Here is an 18,022-nt window from a genome sequence, read left to right as displayed (position 1 = left end):
GATGAGTAAATTCTGGAGCCCGTTCGTCAAGAACCTGGTGCCTTACGTGCCGGGCGAGCAACCGAAACTGGCGAAACTGGTGAAGCTCAACACCAACGAAAACCCGTACGGCCCATCGCCAAAAGCCCTGGCGGCGATGCAGACCGAGCTCAACGACAACCTGCGTTTGTACCCGGACCCGAACAGCGACTTGTTGAAAAACGCAGTCGCCCATTACTACGGTGTTCAAAGTAATCAGGTGTTCCTCGGCAACGGTTCCGATGAAGTCCTGGCGCACATCTTTCACGGTTTGCTGCAACACGATCAGCCGGTGTTGTTCCCGGACATCAGCTACAGCTTCTACCCGGTCTACTGCGGGTTGTATGGCATCACGTTCGACGCGGTGCCGCTGGACGAACAGTTCCAGATCAACCCGGCGGATTACGCCAAGCCAAACGGCGGGATCATCTTCCCGAACCCGAACGCGCCGACCGGTTGCCTGTTGGCGCTGGACGCGGTTGAGCAGATCCTCAAGGCCAGCCCGGATTCGGTGGTCGTGGTGGATGAGGCTTACATCGACTTCGGTGGCGAGACGGCGATCAGTCTGGTGGACCGTTATCCGAATTTGCTGGTGACTCAGACCTTGTCCAAATCCCGTTCCCTGGCCGGCCTGCGGGTCGGTCTGGCGGTGGGGCATCCGGACCTGATCGAGGCGCTGGAGCGGATCAAGAACAGCTTCAACTCTTATCCGCTGGATCGCCTGGCGAACGTCGGTGCAGCCGCCGCATTCGAAGACCGCGAATACTTCGACAAGACCTGTGGGTTGGTGATCGAGAATCGCGAGAAGGTCGTTGCGCAACTGCAAGCCAAGGGCTTTGAAGTGCTGCCGTCAGCGGCGAACTTCATCTTCGCCCGGCATCCGCAGCACGATGCGGCGGGGCTGGCGGCGAAGTTGCGCGAGCAAGGCGTGATCGTCCGGCACTTCAAGCAGGAGCGCATTGCGCAGTTCCTGCGGATTTCGATTGGCACACCTGAACAGAATCAGGCACTGATCGACGGCCTCGGCGACCTCTAAAACATACCACTGTAGGAGCGAGGCTTGCCCGCGAAGAACGATGACACGGTGCATCAAGTACACCGCGTTATCGTTCTTCGCGGGCAAGTCGGATCGCCGCACCGCTCGCTCCTACAGGGATTGTGTAGTGAGTGCTTACTGTTCTTCTTTCTCTTTGACCGGCGCCGGTGGCGGGCGCAAGCCGATTTCAGCGGTGAGCTTCAGTTCCTTGCCGTTGCGCATCACCTGAACCGTGACTTTGTCGGTCGGTTTGATCCGCGCGACCTGGTTCATCGAGCGACGACCATCACCGGCCGGTTCGCCGTCGATGGTGAGAATCACGTCGCCCAATTGCAGGCCGGCCTTCTGCGCCGGGCCGTCACGGAAAATCCCCGCGACCACAATGCCCGGACGTCCCGACAGGCCATACGACTCCGCCAGTTCCTGGCTCAACGGCTGCACTTCGATACCGAGCCAGCCGCGAATCACCTGGCCGTGTTCGATGATCGACTTCATCACTTCCATCGCCAGTTTGACCGGGATCGCGAAACCGATGCCTTGCGAACCGCCGGACTTGGAGAAGATCGCCGTGTTGATCCCGGTCAGGTTGCCATTGGCATCCACCAGCGCACCGCCGGAGTTGCCGGGGTTGATCGCGGCGTCGGTCTGGATGAAATCTTCGTAGTTGTTCAGGCCCAGCTGGTTACGGCCGGTGGCGCTGATGATGCCCATGGTCACGGTCTGGCCGACGCCGAACGGGTTGCCGATGGCCAGCGCGACGTCGCCGATGCGGATGTTGTCGGAGCGGCCGACGGTGATCGACGGCAGGTTTTTCAGATCGATCTTCAGGACCGCGAGGTCGGTTTCCGGGTCGCTGCCGATGACGCGGGCCAGGGTTTCACGCCCGTCCTTCAGCGCGACGACAATCTGGTCGGCGCCGCTGGTCACGTGGTTGTTGGTCAGCAGGTAGCCTTCCGGGCTCATGATCACGCCGGAGCCGAGGCTCGATTCCATGCGTTTCTGCTTGGGCGCGTTGTCGCCGAAGAAGCGGCGGAACTGCGGGTCTTCGAACAGCGGATGGTTCGGCTTGTTGATGACTTTGGTGGTGTACAGGTTCACCACCGACGGCGCAGCGGTGGTGACGGCGTCGGCATAGGACACCGGCCCCTGTTGCATGGTGGTGGTTTGCGGGGCTTGTTGCAGGTTGACGTCGAGGCTTGGAAGCCCGACCCACTGCGGGTAACGCTGGATGATCAATAGAGCGATAAGCACGCCGGCCAACAGCGGCCAGCCGGAAAAACGCAGCGCCTTGAGCATTAAGCACGTCCTGAGAGGTTGCAGGCGGTTAGAGACCGCCCATAATGTCGCGCATTATACGAGGCCGCGCGCGCCTCTGAACGGGATATTTAGGAGTCTTTTATGGCCGTCGCCCTGAGCACCCTGGTCGAAGAAGCCGACCGTTATCTGAACAGTGCAAAGATTGCCGATTATTGCCCCAACGGGTTACAGGTCGAAGGCCGACCGCAGGTGATGCGCATCGTCAGTGGCGTCACGGCCAGCCAGGCGTTGCTGGATGCAGCCGTCGAAGCGCAGGCCGATCTGGTGCTGGTGCATCACGGTTACTTCTGGAAGGGCGAGAACCCGTGCATCACCGGCATGAAGCAGCGTCGGTTGAAAACCCTGCTCAAGCACGACATCAGCCTGCTGTCCTATCACTTGCCGCTGGACCTGCACCCGGAAGTCGGTAACAACGTGCAGCTCGCCCGTCAGTTGGACATCACCGTCGAAGGGCCGCTGGACCCGGATAACCTGAAGATTGTCGGTCTGGTCGGCTCGTTGAACGAACCGGTGACGCCGCGTGATTTCGCTCGCCGCGTGCAGGAAGTCATGGGGCGCGAGCCGCTGCTGATTGAAGGCAGCGAGATGATTCGTCGGGTCGGCTGGTGCACTGGTGGCGGTCAGGGGTATATCGATCAGGCGGTCTTGGCGGGCGTCGATCTGTACCTCAGCGGCGAGGCGTCCGAGCAAACCTTCCATAGCGCCCGTGAAAACGACATCAGTTTCATCGCCGCCGGTCACCACGCCACCGAGCGTTATGGTGTGCAGGCGCTGGGGGATTACCTGGCGCGACGGTTTGCGCTGGAGCACATCTTCATCGATTGCCCGAATCCGATCTGAATACACAGCTGTCTTTGTAGGAGCCGGCTTGCCGGCGATGGCGTCCTGCTGATCGCCTCACTATTCGAGGGACTCATCGCTGGCAAGCCAGCTCCTACAGGTCCGGTGTCACCCAAACAGGGGGGTATATTCATATACCCTTTCGATCTAGCTCGCGTCCTGATTAGAAGAGGTCGCTGTGCTAGGATTCCCCGCTCGAACACGGCCCGCTGGCCGTCCATAAGATCGTTTTCGTGAGTAGCCATGGTCGACAAACTGACGCATCTGAAACAGCTGGAGGCCGAAAGCATCCACATCATCCGCGAGGTCGCCGCCGAGTTCGATAACCCGGTGATGCTGTACTCCGTCGGTAAAGATTCCGCCGTGATGCTGCACCTTGCGCGCAAGGCATTCTTCCCGGGCAAATTGCCGTTCCCGGTGATGCACGTCGACACCCGGTGGAAGTTCAAGGAAATGTACGAATTCCGCGACCGTATGGTCGAAGAACTCGGCCTGGACCTGCTGGTGCACGTGAACCCCGATGGCGTGGCCCAGGGCATCAACCCGCTGACCCACGGTAGCGCCAAGCATACCGACATCATGAAAACCGAGGGCCTGAAACAGGCGCTCGACAAGTACGGTTTCGACGCCGCTTTCGGTGGCGCTCGCCGCGACGAAGAGAAGTCCCGCGCCAAAGAGCGCGTGTATTCCTTCCGCGACACCAAGCACCGCTGGGACCCGAAAAACCAGCGTCCAGAGCTGTGGAACGTCTACAACGGCAACGTCAACAAGGGCGAATCGATCCGCGTTTTCCCATTGTCGAACTGGACCGAACTGGACATCTGGCAGTACATCTACCTCGAAGGCATCCCGATTGTGCCGCTGTATTTCGCCGCCGAGCGCGACGTCATCGAGATGAATGGCACCTGGATCATGATCGACGACGAACGCCTGCTCAATCACCTGAGCGACGAAGACAAGGCGCGCATCGTCAAGAAGAAAGTCCGTTTCCGTACACTGGGTGACTACCCGCTGACCGGTGCGGTCGAGTCCGAGGCCACCAGCCTGACCGACATCATTCAGGAAATGCTCCTGACGCGAACTTCCGAACGCCAGGGCCGGGTCATCGATCACGATGGCGCAGGCTCGATGGAAGAAAAGAAACGTCAGGGTTATTTCTAAGGGGTTGTCATGTCGCACGCATCTGATTTGATCAGCGAGGACATCCTCGCCTACCTGGGCCAGCACGAACGCAAGGAAATGCTGCGCTTTCTGACCTGTGGCAACGTCGACGACGGCAAGAGCACCCTGATCGGGCGCCTGCTGCACGACTCCAAGATGATCTACGAAGATCACCTGGAAGCCATTACCCGCGACTCGAAAAAAGTCGGCACCACTGGCGAAGACATCGACCTGGCATTGCTGGTCGACGGCCTGCAGGCCGAGCGTGAGCAGGGCATCACCATCGATGTCGCTTACCGCTACTTCTCCACCGCCAAGCGCAAATTCATCATTGCCGACACCCCTGGCCATGAGCAGTACACCCGCAACATGGCCACCGGTGCATCCACCTGTGACCTGGCGATCATCCTGGTCGACGCCCGCTACGGCGTGCAGACCCAGACCCGTCGCCACAGCTTCATCGCCTCGTTGCTGGGCATCAAGCACATCGTGGTCGCCATCAACAAGATGGACCTCAATGGCTTCGACGAAAGCGTGTTCGAGTCGATCAAGGCCGATTACCTGAAGTTCGCCGAAGGCATCGCGTTCAAGCCGACCACCATGGCCTTCGTGCCGATGTCGGCGCTGAAGGGCGACAACGTGGTGAACAAGTCCGAGCGCTCGCCGTGGTACACCGGCCAGTCGCTGATGGAAATTCTCGAAACCGTCGAAATCGCCAGCGACCGCAACTACACCGACCTGCGTTTCCCGGTGCAGTACGTCAACCGTCCGAACCTGAACTTCCGTGGTTTCGCCGGCACCCTGGCCAGCGGCGTCGTGCACAAGGGCGATGAAGTCGTTGTGCTGCCGTCGGGCAAGAGCAGCCGCGTGAAATCCATCGTCACCTTCGAAGGTGAGCTGGAGCATGCCGGGCCGGGTCAAGCGGTGACGCTGACCATGGAAGACGAGATCGATATCTCTCGCGGCGACTTGCTGGTGCACGCCGACAACCTGCCGCAAGTGACTGACGCCTTCGACGCCATGCTGGTGTGGATGGCCGAAGAACCGATGCTGCCGGGCAAGAAATACGACATCAAGCGCGCCACGACGTACGTGCCGGGTTCGATCACCAGCATCGTCAACCGCGTTGACGTGAACACCCTGGAAGAAGGCCCTGCCAGCGCGTTGCAGTTGAACGAGATCGGTCGCGTCAAGATCAGCCTCGACGCCGCCATCGCGCTGGACGGTTACGCGAGCAACCGCACCACCGGTTCGTTCATCGTCATCGACCGTTTGACCAACGGCACCGTCGCCGCCGGCATGATCATCGCTCAGCCGTTGGCGCATGGCAGCAGCACGCACCACGGCAAACTGGCGCACGTTGCCACCGAAGAACGCGCTCAGCGTTTCGGCCAACAGCCGGCCACCGTGTTGTTCAGCGGTTTGTCGGGCGCGGGCAAAAGCACTCTGGCGTATGCGGTTGAACGCAAGCTGTTCGACCTGGGCCGTGCGGTGTTTGTGCTCGATGGCCAGAACCTGCGTCACGACCTGAATAAAGGTCTGCCACAGGATCGCGCCGGGCGTACCGAGAACTGGCGTCGTGCCGCGCACGTTGCGCGTCAGTTCAACGAAGCGGGTCTGCTGACCCTCGCTGCGTTTGTTGCGCCGAGTGCAGAAGGGCGTGAGCAGGCCAAGGACCTGATCGGCAAGGAGCGTCTGCTGACGGTCTACGTCCAGGCCTCGCCGACTGTTTGTGCCGAGCGTGATCCGCAAGGCTTGTACGCGGCGGCCGGGGATAACATTCCGGGTGATTCCTTCCCGTACGACGTGCCGCTGGACGCCGACCTCGTGGTCGACACCCAGTCGCTGTCGCTGGAAGAAAGCGTCAAGCAAGTGCTGGATCTGCTGCGCAAGCATGGCGCGATCTAAGCGTTAGCTGCTCATAAAAAACCCGCCGATGAGTGATCATCGGCGGGCTTTTTTGTGGGTCAACTCGGTCAACTGTGGGAGCTAGCCTGCTAGCGATTGCGGTGATTCAGGCAATAAATCTGCTGAATGTGAACCCGCTATCGCCAGCAGGCTGGCTCCCACAGTAGGTCAGTGTTTATCGGGGTATTCGCGATGCATCTGCTCAAGCAACGCATCCTTGTCTAGCCAAAGCTGATTGATCCACCCCTGAAACTGCAACCGATACTCCCCATCCTGGTCGTAGTTCTTGCCAATAAACTGCGGCGGAATCTTCAACTCCTGAAAGTGCACCACCACGTCCGCAACGTTCCCGCATAACAGATCCCAGTACCCCGGACGCCCGCCCGGATAGTGAATCGTCACGTTGACGATCGACTCCAGCTGCTCACCCATGGCGTCCAGCACAAACGCAATGCCACCGGCCTTGGGTTTGAGCAAATACTTGAACGGTGATTTCTGCTGCGCATGCTTGCCTTCGGTGAAGCGCGTGCCTTCGACGAAATTGAAAATCCCCACCGGGTTATCACGAAACTTCGCGCAGGTCTTGCGCGTGGTTTCCAGGTCTTTGCCTTTCTTCTCCGGGTGCTTTTCCAGGTAAGCCTTGGAATAGCGCTTCATGAACGGAAAGCCCAGCGTCCACCAAGCCAGGCCAATCACCGGCACCCAGATCAACTCTTGCTTGAGAAAGAACTTCAGCGGCTGGATACGACGGTTGAGCACGTACTGCAACACCATGATGTCGACCCAGCTCTGGTGGTTGCTGGTGATCAGGTACGAGTGCTGATAGTCCAGCCCTTCAAGGCCGCTGAGGTGCCAGCGGGTGCGGCGGACCAGGTTCATCCAGGCCTTGTTGTTGCTGATCCAGGCTTCATGGGTATGGTTCATCAGCCAGCGCGTGAAACGCTGGGTGAGGGCGAACGGCAACACCTTGAAAATCGCCACGCAGAACAGAAACGAGCAGAGCAGAATCGTATTGAGTGCCAGCAACAACGATGCAATCACGCCGCGTGCGGCGGCAGGCAGGAAATCCAGCATTTAAACATCCAGAGGTCGGTTGGCAGCTTGAATCGCGGTCAACGCGATGGTGTACACGATGTCGTCGACTTGCGCGCCACGCGGCAGGTCGTTCACCGGTTTGCGCAGGCCTTGCAGCATCGGGCCGAGGCTGACGCAGTCGGCGCTGCGCTGCACGGCTTTGTGCGTGGTGTTGCCGGTATTCAGGTCGGGGAACACGAACACCGTGGCGCGACCGGCGACCTGACTGTTCGGCGCCAGTTGCCGGGCAACGGTTTCGTTGGCGGCGGCGTCGTACTGCAACGGACCGTCGATCAGCAGTGAATGTTGTTGCTCGTGGGCGAGCAACGTCGCCTCGCGGACCTTCTCGACCTCTTCGCCGCTGGCCGATTCACCGCTGGAATAGCTGATCATCGCCACGCGCGGCGTAATGCCGAACGCTGCTGCCGAGTCCGCACTTTGCAGGGCGATCTCGGCCAGTTCCGTGGCGCTCGGGTGCGGGTTCATCACGCAGTCGCCGTAGACCAGCACCTCTTCGGGGAACAGCATGAAGAACACCGACGACACCAGGGTGCAGCCCGGAGCGGTCTTGATCAGCTGCAAGGCCGGGCGGATGGTGTTGGCGGTGGAGTGAATGACACCGGACACCAGGCCGTCGACTTCATCCAGCGCCAGCATCATGGTGCCGATCACCACGGTGTCTTCCAGTTGCTGCTCGGCCATCGGCGCGTTGAGGCTTTTGGTCTTGCGCAACGCAACCATCGGCTCGACGTAACGTTCGCGAATCAGGTCCGGGTCGAGAATCTCCAGGCCTGGCGGCAGTTCGATATCGTGGGCACGCGCCACGGCTTCGACATCCGCCGGTTTCGCCAGCAACACACAGCGGGCAATGCCGCGCGCTTGGCAGATTGCGGCGGCTTGCACGGTCAGTGGCTCACTACCCTCGGGCAGCACGATGCGCTTGTTGGCGGCCTGGGCGCGCTGGATCAATTGATAACGGAACACCGCAGGCGACAGGCGCATCTCCCTTGGCGTGCCGCAACGCTGGTGCAGCCAGTTGGCGTCGAGGTGGCTGGCGACGAAGTCGGTGATGATCTCCGCTCGCTCGCGGTCGTCGATCGGGATTTCCTTGTTCAAACCGTTCAGCTGGTTCGCGGTGTCGTAGGAGCCGGTGCTCACCGACAACACCGGCAAACCGGCCTGCAAGGCGCCACGGCACAGGTCCATGATGCGCGGGTCGGGCAGGGTGTCGCTGGTCAGCAGCAGGCCGGCCAGCGGCACGCCGTTCATGGCAGCGAGGCTGACGGCGAGGATGATGTCGTCGCGATCGCCGGGCGTCACCACCAGCACGCCGGGCTTGAGCAGCTCCACGGTGTTGCGCATGGTGCGCGCACAAATGATGATTTTGGTCATGCGCCGGGTTTCGTAGTCGCCGGCATTGAGGATTTGCGCGCCCATCAGATCGGCCACGTCGCGGGTGCGCGGCGCGTTCAGTTCCGGCTGGTACGGGATGCAACCGAGCAAGCGGAAATCCCCGCTGCGCAGCAACGGCGAATGCTCCTTGAGGCGCGAGGCGAAGGCCTCCATGCTCTCGTCGGTCTTGACCTTGTTGAGGATCACGCCGAGGACTTTCGGGTCTTTCGGCCCGCCGAACAATTGCGCCTGCAACTCCACGCGACCGGAGAGCTCGGTCAGCACTTCGTTTTCCGGTGCCGAAACCAGAATCACGTCGGCATCCAGACTCTTGGCCAAATGCAGATTGACCCGCGCGGCGTAACTGGCGCTGCGGGTCGGGACCATGCCTTCGACGATCAGCACGTCCTTGCCGATGGCCGCTTGCTGATAGAGCGTGATGATTTCTTCGAGCAGCTCATCGAGCTGGCCGTCGCCGAGCATGCGCTCGACGTGCGCCAGGCCCAGCGGTTGCGGCGGTTTCAAACCGTGGGTGCGCGCCACCAGTTCGGTGGAGCGCTCCGGCCCGGTATCACCCGGATGCGGCTGGGCAATCGGTTTGAAAAAGCCGACTTTGAGGCCGGCCCGCTCGAGGGTGCGCACCAGCCCGAGGCTGATGGAGGTCAGACCCACACCAAAATCGGTGGGCGCGATAAAAAAAGTTTGCATGCGGATTCTCTAAGGGAGCATGACAAAGGTGATCATCTATAGCTGACGATCTACCGAAATTCAGTCGCCAAGGTTATCGCTAACCGAGCCTTGTGCGCACCAACCGCATTCAAAGGGCTGGCCTATTTTTTCATGACGCAGCAGTGGGTCCATGACCCAGGCGCGCGATTGCCACGGTGGCTGGTGGCGCAGGTGCTGCGTGTGGCCACAGGACAGCTCGGCCACCCAATGCCCGTCCTCGTCCTGATGAAAACCTGTGACCGTCGAGCCTGGCGCCGCATTCCGTCTGTCCGGGTTGTGTTCGCTTTCGGACGATTGCTTCGCTAAACTTGGCCTTTCTAAATTCTTATGCAAAAGGTCTCGCCCCATGCTGATCGCCGCCAATAAGGCTGTCTCCATCGACTATACCCTGACCAACGACGCTGGTGAGGTCATCGACAGCTCCGCCGGCGGCGCGCCGCTGGTCTACCTGCAAGGCGCAGGTAACATCATTCCGGGCCTGGAAAAGGCTCTGGAAGGCAAAGCAGTCGGCGACGAGCTGACCGTGGCCGTTGAACCTGAAGACGCTTACGGCGAATACGCTGCCGAACTGGTCAGCACCCTGAGCCGCAGCATGTTCGAAGGCGTCGACGAGCTGGAAGTGGGCATGCAGTTCCACGCTTCCGCACCGGACGGCCAAATGCAGATCGTGACTATTCGCGATCTGGATGGCGACGATGTCACCGTCGACGGCAACCACCCGTTGGCCGGTCAGCGCCTGAACTTCCAGGTCAAGATCATCGCCATCCGTGACGCCAGCCAGGAAGAAATCGCTCATGGTCACGTCCATGGCGAAGGTGGCCATCACCACTGATTTTCTGCGCTAAGCTCAGAGAACTGGAGAGGCGCCCGAGGGCGCCTTTTTAGTCCGCGGCTGTCCTTGGTGGCCTCACCAAGAGGCTGTTTCGAGAAGAACACGGGAATCTGGAGTACGTCATGAGTGCTTTTCACGACCTTAATTTGACAGGCCTGGATGGTCAGGAGCTACCTCTGGCGCCCTTCAAGGGGCATGTCGTGCTGGTGGTCAACGTCGCCTCCAAATGTGGCTTGACCCCACAATACGCGGCGCTGGAAAACCTTTACCAGCAATACAAAGGTAAAGGCTTCAGCGTGCTGGGCTTGCCGTGCAACCAGTTTGCCGGGCAGGAACCGGGTACCGAGAAAGAGATCCAGGAGTTCTGCAGCCTCAACTATGGCGTGACCTTTCCGTTGTCCAGCAAGCTGGAAGTCAACGGTCATGAGCGTCATCAGTTGTACCGCCTGCTGGCGGGCGAGGGGGCTGAATTCCCGGGTGATATCACCTGGAATTTCGAAAAATTCCTGCTCGGCAAAGACGGTCGCGTACTGGCGCGGTTCTCACCGCGTACGGCGCCGGATGATCCCACTGTCATTCAGGCAATCGAAAAAGCCCTGAGCTGATTCCCCCTGTAGGAGCGAGGCTTGCCCGCGAAGGCGTCAGGTCAGTCAGTAATGATGTCGACTGACCGACCGCCTTCGCGGGCAAGTCGGAGCGCCGCCCGCTCGCTCCTACGATGCTTTCCACCTTTTATTCCTTAATCACCAAAATCAATAGTGCTATTCAAGGCGTTCCCAACTCCATATTATCGTCGTCATAAAGTCTAATCCCGTGGAGCGTCCCATGCCTGTCAAAGCCCTGTTCAAACCGTTCCACCTCGGCACCCTCGAACTGCCGACCCGTGTCGTCATGGCGCCGATGACCCGCTCGTTTTCGCCGGGTGGCGTACCCAATTCCAAAGTGATCGAGTACTACCGTCGTCGCGCCGCCGCCGGCGTGGGTTTGATCATCACCGAAGGCACCACCGTCGGCCACAAGGCCTCCAACGGCTACCCGAACGTGCCGCATTTCTACGGTGAAGCCGCGCTGGCTGGCTGGAAGAAAGTCGTTGATGCGGTGCATGCCGAAGGCGGCAAGATCGTTCCGCAGCTTTGGCATGTCGGCAGCGTGCGTCGCATCGGCACCGAGCCTGACGCCAGCGTGCCGGGTTACGGTCCGTCGGAAAAGCTGAAGGACGGTCAGGTCGTGGTTCACGGCATGACTAAACAGGATATCCAGGACGTGATCGCCGCGTTCGCTCAAGCCGCCAAAGACGCGCAAAGCATCGGCATGGACGGCGTGGAAATCCACGGCGCCCATGGCTATCTGGTGGACCAGTTCTTCTGGGAAGGCACCAATCAGCGCACCGATGAATACGGTGGCGACCTGGCGAACCGTTCGCGTTTTGCCATCGAACTGATTCAGGCGGTGCGTGCGGCAGTCGGTGAAGGCTTCCCGATCATCTTCCGTTTCTCTCAGTGGAAGCAGCAGGATTACACCGCGCGTCTGGTGCAAACTCCGGAAGCGCTGGGCGAGTTCCTCAAGCCGTTGTCCGACGCTGGCGTGGACATTTTCCACTGCTCGACGCGCCGTTTCTGGGAGCCGGAGTTCGACGGTTCCGAGCTGAACCTGGCAGGCTGGACGCGCAAACTGACCGGCAAGCCGACCATCACCGTGGGCAGCGTTGGCCTGGATGGCGAGTTCCTGCAATTCATGGTCAACACCGACAAGATCGCGCAGCCGGCCAGTCTGGAAAAACTGCTGGAGCGTTTGAACAACGACGAGTTCGATCTGGTGGCGGTGGGGCGTGCGCTGCTGGTGGACCCGGACTGGGCGCAGAAAGTGCGTGACGGTCGAGAGGGAGATATCCTGCCGTTCAGCCGTGAGGCGTTGATGACGCTGGTTTAAGTAGCGACTGGAAAGGCCTCTTCGCGGGCAAGCCTCGCTCCTACAGGGTATGTGCCGGAACGCAAGTCCCTGTAGGAGCGAGGCTTGCCCGCGAAGCTTTTAAGGCAACAAAGCCACATCAGGCAAAACCTGTTCCTGCGAACAAGCCCCCCGCAACTGCCCCTCGAATTGCTCGATAATCGCTGCCCAACCCTGCCGACTCGCATGCTGGCGCGCATTCAACCTTACGCATCGCAAGGTTTCGCGCTTCTCCAGCAGCCACACCGCGGCATCGCTGAACGCTTCCTCATCCCCCGGCATCGCCAGCACGCCGTTGTAGCCATGGCGAATATGCTGCGCCGCCGCAGCCTGATCGTAGGCCACCACGCCCAACCCTGACGCGAGTGCCTCAAGCACCACATTGCCGAAGGTTTCGGTCATGCTCGGAAACAAAAACACATCCCCTGACGCATAGTGGCTGGCCAGGGCCTCGCCGCGCTGAGTGCCACAGAAAATCGCTTCGGGCAGTTCCTGTTCCAGAGCCACCCGTTGCGGACCGTCACCGACGATGATCAGCTTTAGGTTTCGCTGTGGATAAGTCGCTTTCAACGTGTCGAAACAGCGCTTGAGCAAACCAAGGTTCTTCTCCGGTGCCAGGCGTCCTACGTGGATGACTGCGATGTCCTTCTCGCTCAGGCCCCATTGCTCACGCAACGATTGCAGCCGTTTGGTTGGGTGGAACAACTGACTGTCGACCCCGCGGGACAGCAATGCCAGCCGCTCGAAATGCCGGCGCTCCAGCTCCAGTCGCTGGCTGACACTCGGCACCAGCGTCAGGGTCGAGCGATTGTGAAACCAGCGCAGGTAGTGGGTCAGCAGGCGCGTGAGCAATCCGAGCCCGTACTGATTGGAGTACTGCTGGAAGTTGGTGTGAAAACCGCTGACCACCGAAATCCCCAGGCGCCGTGCCGCGCGCAACGCGGACAAGCCCAGCGGTCCTTCCGTGGCGATGTACAGCACGTCCGGGCGCTGGCGCTTCCAGCGTCGCAGCAGCTTGTGCATCGACGACTGACCCCATTGCAAACCCGGATACCCCGGCAGCGGCCAGCCCCGGCACAGCAGCAATTCATCGTCGCTGCCCAGCTGCTGATCGCAACCCTGACGTGGCCGCACCAGTTCAACCTGATGCCCGCGCGCGCGCAAACCGTCGCACAAGCGGCCAAGGGTATTGGCCACGCCGTTGATTTCGGGAGGGAAGGTTTCGGTGATCAGGGTGATATGCAGAGCTGTCGTCATGACCTCAGTGTCGGCTGAGGCCATGTCGTCGTTGTGGCGTTTTGATGATGGATTTGTGACCGCGCGAGCATTGAATGTCATTTGGCCGGGCGACTGAGGATAGGCGTGGGCTAGCGTCGCGTCCACAAAACGTTAACTCGTTCGAGCGTTTGCTGAGGCAAAAAACCATGAAAAGGGTGACGCTTCCCCCCATTGCAGATTAATATGACAGCCTTAAAAATTGTGTAGTGATATTGCTGTGCGTCTAAGTGCTCGTTCTACTTCACAATTACATTTCTCAATGAAGATTCACCGTCGCCAGGGAACAGTGCGTTGAAAAAAGTCGCGATACTTCAATCCAACTACATCCCTTGGAAAGGGTATTTTGACATGATCGCATCAGTGGATGAGTTCATTCTCTATGATGACATGCAATATACTCGGCGTGATTGGCGAAATCGTAATCAGATTAAAACCCCGCAAGGTGTGCAATGGTTGACCGTGCCAGTTTTAGTGAAAGGAAAATATCATCAGAAGATCAGGGAAACTGAGATAGATGGTGTTGACTGGGCCGCTTCACATTGGAAGTCTCTGGTTCAAAATTACAGTCGCGCTCCGCACTTCAATGAAATTGCAAAATGGCTTGAGCCGCTTTATCTGAATGAAAGTTATACTCATATTTCAGAGCTTAATCAGCGATTTATTCAGGCTGTTTGCGATTACCTGGAAATCAAGACAGTTATTAGTCGTTCATCGGATTATGAGTTGGTCGACGGTAAGACGGAACGCCTTGCCAATCTTTGTGCACAGGCTGGGGGGAGCGAGTACGTCTCCGGGCCATCTGCCAAGGACTACGTTGATGAAGCTGTATTTGAAGCGATGAATATAAAGTTAACCTGGTTCGATTACTCAGGTTATCCGGAGTATTCGCAGTTATGGGGCGAGTTTACCCATGGCGTCACGGTCCTTGACCTGCTTTTTAATTGTGGAAAAGACGCTCATCGCCAAATGAGGCATGTTGCTCCATGAAGCTCTCAATCGTAGCCACTCTTTATCAGTCAGCCTCTTACATAGAGGAGTTTCATTCGCGCGTGAGTGCTGTCGCGATGACGCTTGCAGGGGATGATTATGAGATCCTGCTGGTGAATGATGGATCTCCCGATAACAGTCTTGATATCGCCATCTCGCTCACTGAACGAGACCATCATGTCGTACTTATCGATCTCTCCCGTAATTTCGGCCATCATAAGGCCATGATGACGGGGCTCTCCCACGCAAAAGGCGAAAAAATATTCCTGATTGACAGCGATCTGGAAGAAGAGCCGGAGTGCTTGCTCAGCTTTGACCAGCAAATCAATCAGACCGCCTGTGATGTTGTTTACGGAGTGCAGGAGCAGCGCAAAGGCGGCTGGTTTGAGCGATGGAGCGGCCGGTGGTTCTATCGTTTCTTTCAAGCCCTGACTGGACTCGCCCTGCCAGAGAATATTGTCACTGCAAGATTAATGACTCGTCGCTACGTGGACGCTTTACTGCGCCATAAGGAACGAGAGGTATTTATTGCCGGTCTTTGGCATATTACCGGGTTTGAACAGCAGCCGCAGACGGTCAAAAAGAGCAATACCAGTCAGACGACTTATACACTCAGAAGAAAAATGTCTATATTGGTGAATTCGGTAACATCGTTCAGCAATGCGCCATTGATTGGTATTTTTTATATAGGTGTGTCTATTTCGTTTTTCGCACTACTTTATATTCTATATTTGACAGCGCACTGGATGTTTCTCGCAAAGCCAATGAGCGGCTGGACGTCGGTCATGGCCTCTATCTGGCTACTTGGCGGCATGATAATTTCGTTTATCGGTGTCGTGGGGATCTATCTTTCCAAGATATTTTCCGAGTCAAAACAGCGCCCCTACACTATCGTGAGGCAGATTTATGCACAGCGACAAAACTGAGCTCCTTGATGAAGTAGCGAGCTATTACTCGAGCAAGCTTGCACTGCATGGCGAGACACCGAATGGGGTGGACTGGAATGGTGAACAGGGCCAGGCGCTGCGTTTCGAGCAACTCTGCAAAGTAATCGATGGCCCGCAGGACTGTACTGTCAATGATCTGGGATGTGGCTACGGTGCGCTGGTTGACTACTTAAATAACAAGCCTCAGAAATTTTCATATCTTGGTATAGATGTTTCAAAAGAGATGATTCAGGCCGCCGAACAGCGTTACGCAAAACTGTCCGGTGTTCGATTCATTGCCGGGTCCGAGCCCGACTCTGTCGCTGACTATGGCGTTGCCAGTGGTATTTTTAATGTTCGCCTGGGTCGTTCAGACGACGAGTGGCTGAGCTATCTTGAAAAAACACTGGATGTTCTGGATCGAACAAGTCGTCTGGGGTTCTCTTTTAATTGCCTCACCTCCTACTCTGACGAAGATAAGAAGCGAGATGATCTGTACTACGCCGATCCTTGCCTGTTATTTGATATATGCAAGCGGCGTTACTCTCGTCATGTAGCCCTTCTGCACGATTATGGGTTGTACGAATTCACTATTCTTGTAAGGAAAATGTGATGAAAAAAAAATTAGTGATTTTCGGCTCTGGCGATATTGCGCAGCTGGCCCACTTTTATTTTAGTACAGACTCCGCTTATGAGATTGTTGCTTTCACTGTGGACGGTAGTTATATCGAAGCGCCTACTTTCTGTGGTCTACCAGTCGTTGCATTCGAAGACGTAGCCGAGCACTATCCAACGCACAGTCACGAGCTGTTTATTGCCCTGAGCTACTCGAAGCTCAATGCAGTGCGCAAAGAAAAATATCTTGCAGCCAAGGCGCTCGGCTACACGCTTGCCAGTTACATAAGCAGTCATGCCACGGTGCTCAATGAAGGCCGGATTGGCGACAATTGTTTTATTCTTGAAGACAATACCATTCAGCCATTCGTTAATATTGGCAATAATATTACGTTGTGGAGCGGTAACCATATTGGTCACCACTCTACGATTCAGGATCATACGTTTATCGCATCCCATGTAGTTATTTCTGGTGGTGTGCATATCGGCGAGCAGTGTTTTATCGGGGTCAATGCGACTCTTCGTGATCATATAACGGTCGAGGACAAGTGCGTCGTTGGTGCAGGCGCACTGCTGTTAGCAAACGCTGAACAGGAGGGTGTCTTTATCGGCACGGCGACTGAGCGCTCTAAAGTTCCCAGCAGCAAGCTGAGAAAACTATGAAGTCGACATGGAAAAAGCTCGGGCAATTATTTTTTGTCGAGGGTGATGCGCGTCATCCCAAGTTATTATCTCATGCCGCCAACCCGTTACCGGTACATCTGCACGATGATGTCTTTCGGGTATTTTTCAGTGGTCGGGATTCTGATAACCGCTCCTCCGTTGGGGCTGTGGATATCGATATTGAAAAACGAAAAGTCATCAAAGAACACCCTTCACCTTTCATGGAACACGGACCGAAAGGCAGTTTTTACGCTGATGGTATAAGCATTGGTAACTGCTACACGGTGGATGGCGTGCAATACATGCTTTTCATGGGTTGGCAGGCGCCAATTGATCAGCATTGGAGGGGGGATGTCGGCAGGTTAGTTGTCAATGCGGATACTACGCTGACGCTTGATAGCAAAAATCCGTTCATGAGCGCTGATAAAGACGATCCTATAAGCCTTTCTTACCCGTGGGTGCGTGAAGACGGAAACGGCGGGTATGACATGTGGTATGGATCGACCCGTACTTGGGATTCGGGTAACGGAGAAATGATTCATGTGATCAACTCGGCGCATTCCCTTGATGGCGAGAACTGGAAGCGTAACGGCTTGGCAATCCCCTTCGAACTTGGAGTCGCTCAAGCGTTTTCGCGCCCAACCGTCGCAAAAAACCATCTGGGTGGATTGGAGATGTGGTTCTCCTATCGCAGCGGAGCCGGGGAAACCTATCGTATCGGCTACGCAACCACTGACGAAGGCAAGCAATGGCGATTGGCGCTGGAGGAAGCCGCTATCGATGTTTCATCGGAAGGCTGGGATAGCGAGATGATCGAATACCCGTTTGTGTTTGATCATAAGGGAAGTCGGTACATGCTTTATAACGGTAATGGCTATGGTAAAACCGGCTTTGGCCTGGCTGTGCTGGAGAGAGGCTGATGGCTCGTATATTCGATTATGTGTATATATTTGCAACCATCCTGCTGACCGTCTATGGGCAACTTATTCTTAAATGGCGAATCTCTCACTACGGTGCATTCCCCGCTGACACAACTCAAAAAATTAAATTTCTTTTTTTGCTGTTTTTGGATCCGGCGATTGTTTCAGGGTTCGCAGCGGGATTTTTAGCATCGTTAGCCTGGATGGCGGCGATGACCAAGTTTGATCTTAGTCACGCCTATCCATTTATGAGCTTGAACTTCGTTGTCGTTTTGCTTTTAAGTGGTTGGATTCTAAGTGAGCCAATGACACTCCAGAAATCAATGGGCGTTGGCCTGATTATTCTGGGCACAGTTATTGCCGCGCGTGGATAACAACG

At 57.2% G+C, this 18,022-nt stretch carries 18 protein-coding genes; 13 read left to right on the top strand and 5 right to left on the bottom strand.

The features are described 5' to 3' along the window. Position 1: 1 nt before the first annotated feature. The gene (hisC, locus tag J4E42_RS11150) at positions 2–1,054 is read left to right on the top strand and encodes a histidinol-phosphate transaminase (RefSeq protein WP_207285272.1); all 1,053 of its coding nucleotides are present in this window, start codon (positions 2–4) and stop codon (positions 1,052–1,054) included. Positions 1,055–1,189: 135 nt separating this feature from the next. On the opposite strand, the gene algW is transcribed toward hisC, so the two are convergent. Continuing rightward, on the bottom strand, positions 1,190–2,350 hold the full coding sequence (algW, locus tag J4E42_RS11145; RefSeq protein WP_008026944.1) for a Do family serine endopeptidase AlgW: 1,161 nt from the start codon (positions 2,348–2,350) through the stop codon (positions 1,190–1,192). Between the two features lie 102 nt (positions 2,351–2,452). Between algW and J4E42_RS11140 the strand changes: the two genes are divergently transcribed. The 3 genes from J4E42_RS11140 to cysN all read left to right on the top strand — a co-directional run bounded on the left by J4E42_RS11140 (position 2,453) and on the right by cysN (position 6,280). Next, the gene (locus tag J4E42_RS11140) at positions 2,453–3,211 is read left to right on the top strand and encodes a Nif3-like dinuclear metal center hexameric protein (protein WP_008037366.1); all 759 of its coding nucleotides are present in this window, start codon (positions 2,453–2,455) and stop codon (positions 3,209–3,211) included. Positions 3,212–3,454: 243 nt separating this feature from the next. After that, on the top strand, positions 3,455–4,372 hold the full coding sequence (cysD, locus tag J4E42_RS11135; protein WP_008026947.1) for a sulfate adenylyltransferase subunit CysD: 918 nt from the start codon (positions 3,455–3,457) through the stop codon (positions 4,370–4,372). Positions 4,373–4,381: 9 nt separating this feature from the next. Then, positions 4,382–6,280, top strand: a complete 1,899-nt coding sequence (gene cysN, locus J4E42_RS11130) for a sulfate adenylyltransferase subunit CysN (protein WP_192417369.1) — start codon at positions 4,382–4,384, stop codon at positions 6,278–6,280. 168 nt (positions 6,281–6,448) lie between these two features. On the opposite strand, the gene J4E42_RS11125 is transcribed toward cysN, so the two are convergent. From J4E42_RS11125 to J4E42_RS11115, 3 genes are read right to left on the bottom strand one after another with little or no spacing between them, the layout of a single operon-like run. Further along, complete coding sequence (locus J4E42_RS11125; protein WP_207285271.1) at positions 6,449–7,354, bottom strand: acyltransferase; 906 nt, start codon at positions 7,352–7,354, stop codon at positions 6,449–6,451. Further along, positions 7,355–9,454 carry a phosphate acetyltransferase gene (gene pta / locus J4E42_RS11120; protein WP_008026952.1) on the bottom strand — a complete coding sequence of 700 codons (2,100 nt, stop codon included), beginning with the start codon at positions 9,452–9,454 and terminating at the stop codon, positions 7,355–7,357. Positions 9,455–9,514: 60 nt separating this feature from the next. Next, the gene (locus J4E42_RS11115; RefSeq protein WP_192227739.1) at positions 9,515–9,853 is read right to left on the bottom strand and encodes a DUF3565 domain-containing protein; all 339 of its coding nucleotides are present in this window, start codon (positions 9,851–9,853) and stop codon (positions 9,515–9,517) included. On the opposite strand from J4E42_RS11115, the gene J4E42_RS11110 reads away from it, so the two are divergent. The 3 genes from J4E42_RS11110 to J4E42_RS11100 all read left to right on the top strand — a co-directional run bounded on the left by J4E42_RS11110 (position 9,822) and on the right by J4E42_RS11100 (position 12,236). Continuing rightward, on the top strand, positions 9,822–10,307 hold the full coding sequence (locus tag J4E42_RS11110; protein ID WP_008026954.1) for a peptidylprolyl isomerase: 486 nt from the start codon (positions 9,822–9,824) through the stop codon (positions 10,305–10,307). The genes J4E42_RS11115 and J4E42_RS11110 overlap by 32 nt on opposite strands. 122 nt (positions 10,308–10,429) lie before the next feature. After that, complete coding sequence (locus J4E42_RS11105) at positions 10,430–10,912, top strand: glutathione peroxidase (protein ID WP_008037360.1); 483 nt, start codon at positions 10,430–10,432, stop codon at positions 10,910–10,912. A gap of 220 nt (positions 10,913–11,132) precedes the next feature. Beyond that, a complete protein-coding gene (locus J4E42_RS11100) occupies positions 11,133–12,236 on the top strand; it encodes an NADH:flavin oxidoreductase (RefSeq protein WP_207285270.1) in 1,104 nt (367 codons plus the stop codon). 99 nt (positions 12,237–12,335) lie between these two features. Here the strand turns inward: J4E42_RS11100 and J4E42_RS11095 are convergent, their stop codons facing one another. Beyond that, on the bottom strand, positions 12,336–13,535 hold the full coding sequence (locus tag J4E42_RS11095; RefSeq protein WP_207285269.1) for a glycosyltransferase family 1 protein: 1,200 nt from the start codon (positions 13,533–13,535) through the stop codon (positions 12,336–12,338). Positions 13,536–13,823: 288 nt separating this feature from the next. Here J4E42_RS11095 and J4E42_RS11090 point away from each other — a divergent pair, with 288 nt between their 5' ends. The 6 genes from J4E42_RS11090 to J4E42_RS11065 are packed head-to-tail and all read left to right on the top strand — an operon-like array spanning position 13,824 to position 18,017. After that, the gene (locus tag J4E42_RS11090) at positions 13,824–14,519 is read left to right on the top strand and encodes a WbqC family protein (protein ID WP_207285268.1); all 696 of its coding nucleotides are present in this window, start codon (positions 13,824–13,826) and stop codon (positions 14,517–14,519) included. Continuing rightward, positions 14,516–15,445, top strand: coding sequence for a glycosyltransferase family 2 protein (locus tag J4E42_RS11085; protein ID WP_008037356.1), 930 nt, complete (start codon positions 14,516–14,518; stop codon positions 15,443–15,445). Before J4E42_RS11090 ends, J4E42_RS11085 begins: the two co-directional genes overlap by 4 nt. Next, positions 15,426–16,058, top strand: a complete 633-nt coding sequence (locus J4E42_RS11080; protein WP_008037355.1) for a trans-aconitate 2-methyltransferase — start codon at positions 15,426–15,428, stop codon at positions 16,056–16,058. The genes J4E42_RS11085 and J4E42_RS11080 overlap by 20 nt, the downstream gene beginning before the upstream one ends. Beyond that, entirely contained in the window at positions 16,058–16,723 is a 666-nt protein-coding gene (locus tag J4E42_RS11075) for an acetyltransferase (protein WP_008037353.1), read from the top strand. Before J4E42_RS11080 ends, J4E42_RS11075 begins: the two co-directional genes overlap by 1 nt. Then, entirely contained in the window at positions 16,720–17,643 is a 924-nt protein-coding gene (locus J4E42_RS11070; RefSeq protein WP_008037351.1) for a hypothetical protein, read from the top strand. The genes J4E42_RS11075 and J4E42_RS11070 overlap by 4 nt, the downstream gene beginning before the upstream one ends. Beyond that, the gene (locus tag J4E42_RS11065) at positions 17,643–18,017 is read left to right on the top strand and encodes an EamA family transporter (protein WP_008037350.1); all 375 of its coding nucleotides are present in this window, start codon (positions 17,643–17,645) and stop codon (positions 18,015–18,017) included. The genes J4E42_RS11070 and J4E42_RS11065 overlap by 1 nt, the downstream gene beginning before the upstream one ends. Positions 18,018–18,022: the final 5 nt, after the last annotated feature.

The organism is Pseudomonas sp. FW300-N2A2 (genome assembly GCF_017351735.1).
Lineage (GTDB): Bacteria > Pseudomonadota > Gammaproteobacteria > Pseudomonadales > Pseudomonadaceae > Aquipseudomonas > Aquipseudomonas migulae.
Note: the sequence above shows the minus strand (reverse complement) of the source record. Positions and strands in the feature narration are given on the sequence as shown.

Bases quoted from the DNA above. Each gene is read 5' to 3' on its own strand.
- J4E42_RS11080 (WP_008037355.1), top strand. From the start codon at position 15,426: ATGCACAGCGACAAAACTGAGCTCCTTGATGAAGTAGCGAGCTATTAC.
- J4E42_RS11110 (WP_008026954.1), top strand. From the start codon at position 9,822: ATGCTGATCGCCGCCAATAAGGCTGTCTCCATCGACTATACCCTGACC.
- cysD (WP_008026947.1), top strand. From the start codon at position 3,455: ATGGTCGACAAACTGACGCATCTGAAACAGCTGGAGGCCGAAAGCATC.
- J4E42_RS11125 (WP_207285271.1), bottom strand. From the start codon at position 7,354: ATGCTGGATTTCCTGCCTGCCGCCGCACGCGGCGTGATTGCATCGTTG.
- J4E42_RS11140 (WP_008037366.1), top strand. From the start codon at position 2,453: ATGGCCGTCGCCCTGAGCACCCTGGTCGAAGAAGCCGACCGTTATCTG.
- cysN (WP_192417369.1), top strand. From the start codon at position 4,382: ATGTCGCACGCATCTGATTTGATCAGCGAGGACATCCTCGCCTACCTG.
- pta (WP_008026952.1), bottom strand. From the start codon at position 9,454: ATGCAAACTTTTTTTATCGCGCCCACCGATTTTGGTGTGGGTCTGACC.
- J4E42_RS11065 (WP_008037350.1), top strand. From the start codon at position 17,643: ATGGCTCGTATATTCGATTATGTGTATATATTTGCAACCATCCTGCTG.
- J4E42_RS11105 (WP_008037360.1), top strand. From the start codon at position 10,430: ATGAGTGCTTTTCACGACCTTAATTTGACAGGCCTGGATGGTCAGGAG.
- J4E42_RS11070 (WP_008037351.1), top strand. From the start codon at position 16,720: ATGAAGTCGACATGGAAAAAGCTCGGGCAATTATTTTTTGTCGAGGGT.
- J4E42_RS11085 (WP_008037356.1), top strand. From the start codon at position 14,516: ATGAAGCTCTCAATCGTAGCCACTCTTTATCAGTCAGCCTCTTACATA.
- J4E42_RS11100 (WP_207285270.1), top strand. From the start codon at position 11,133: ATGCCTGTCAAAGCCCTGTTCAAACCGTTCCACCTCGGCACCCTCGAA.
- J4E42_RS11115 (WP_192227739.1), bottom strand. From the start codon at position 9,853: ATGGAGACAGCCTTATTGGCGGCGATCAGCATGGGGCGAGACCTTTTG.
- algW (WP_008026944.1), bottom strand. From the start codon at position 2,350: ATGCTCAAGGCGCTGCGTTTTTCCGGCTGGCCGCTGTTGGCCGGCGTG.
- J4E42_RS11075 (WP_008037353.1), top strand. From the start codon at position 16,058: ATGAAAAAAAAATTAGTGATTTTCGGCTCTGGCGATATTGCGCAGCTG.
- hisC (WP_207285272.1), top strand. From the start codon at position 2: ATGAGTAAATTCTGGAGCCCGTTCGTCAAGAACCTGGTGCCTTACGTG.
- J4E42_RS11095 (WP_207285269.1), bottom strand. From the start codon at position 13,535: ATGGCCTCAGCCGACACTGAGGTCATGACGACAGCTCTGCATATCACC.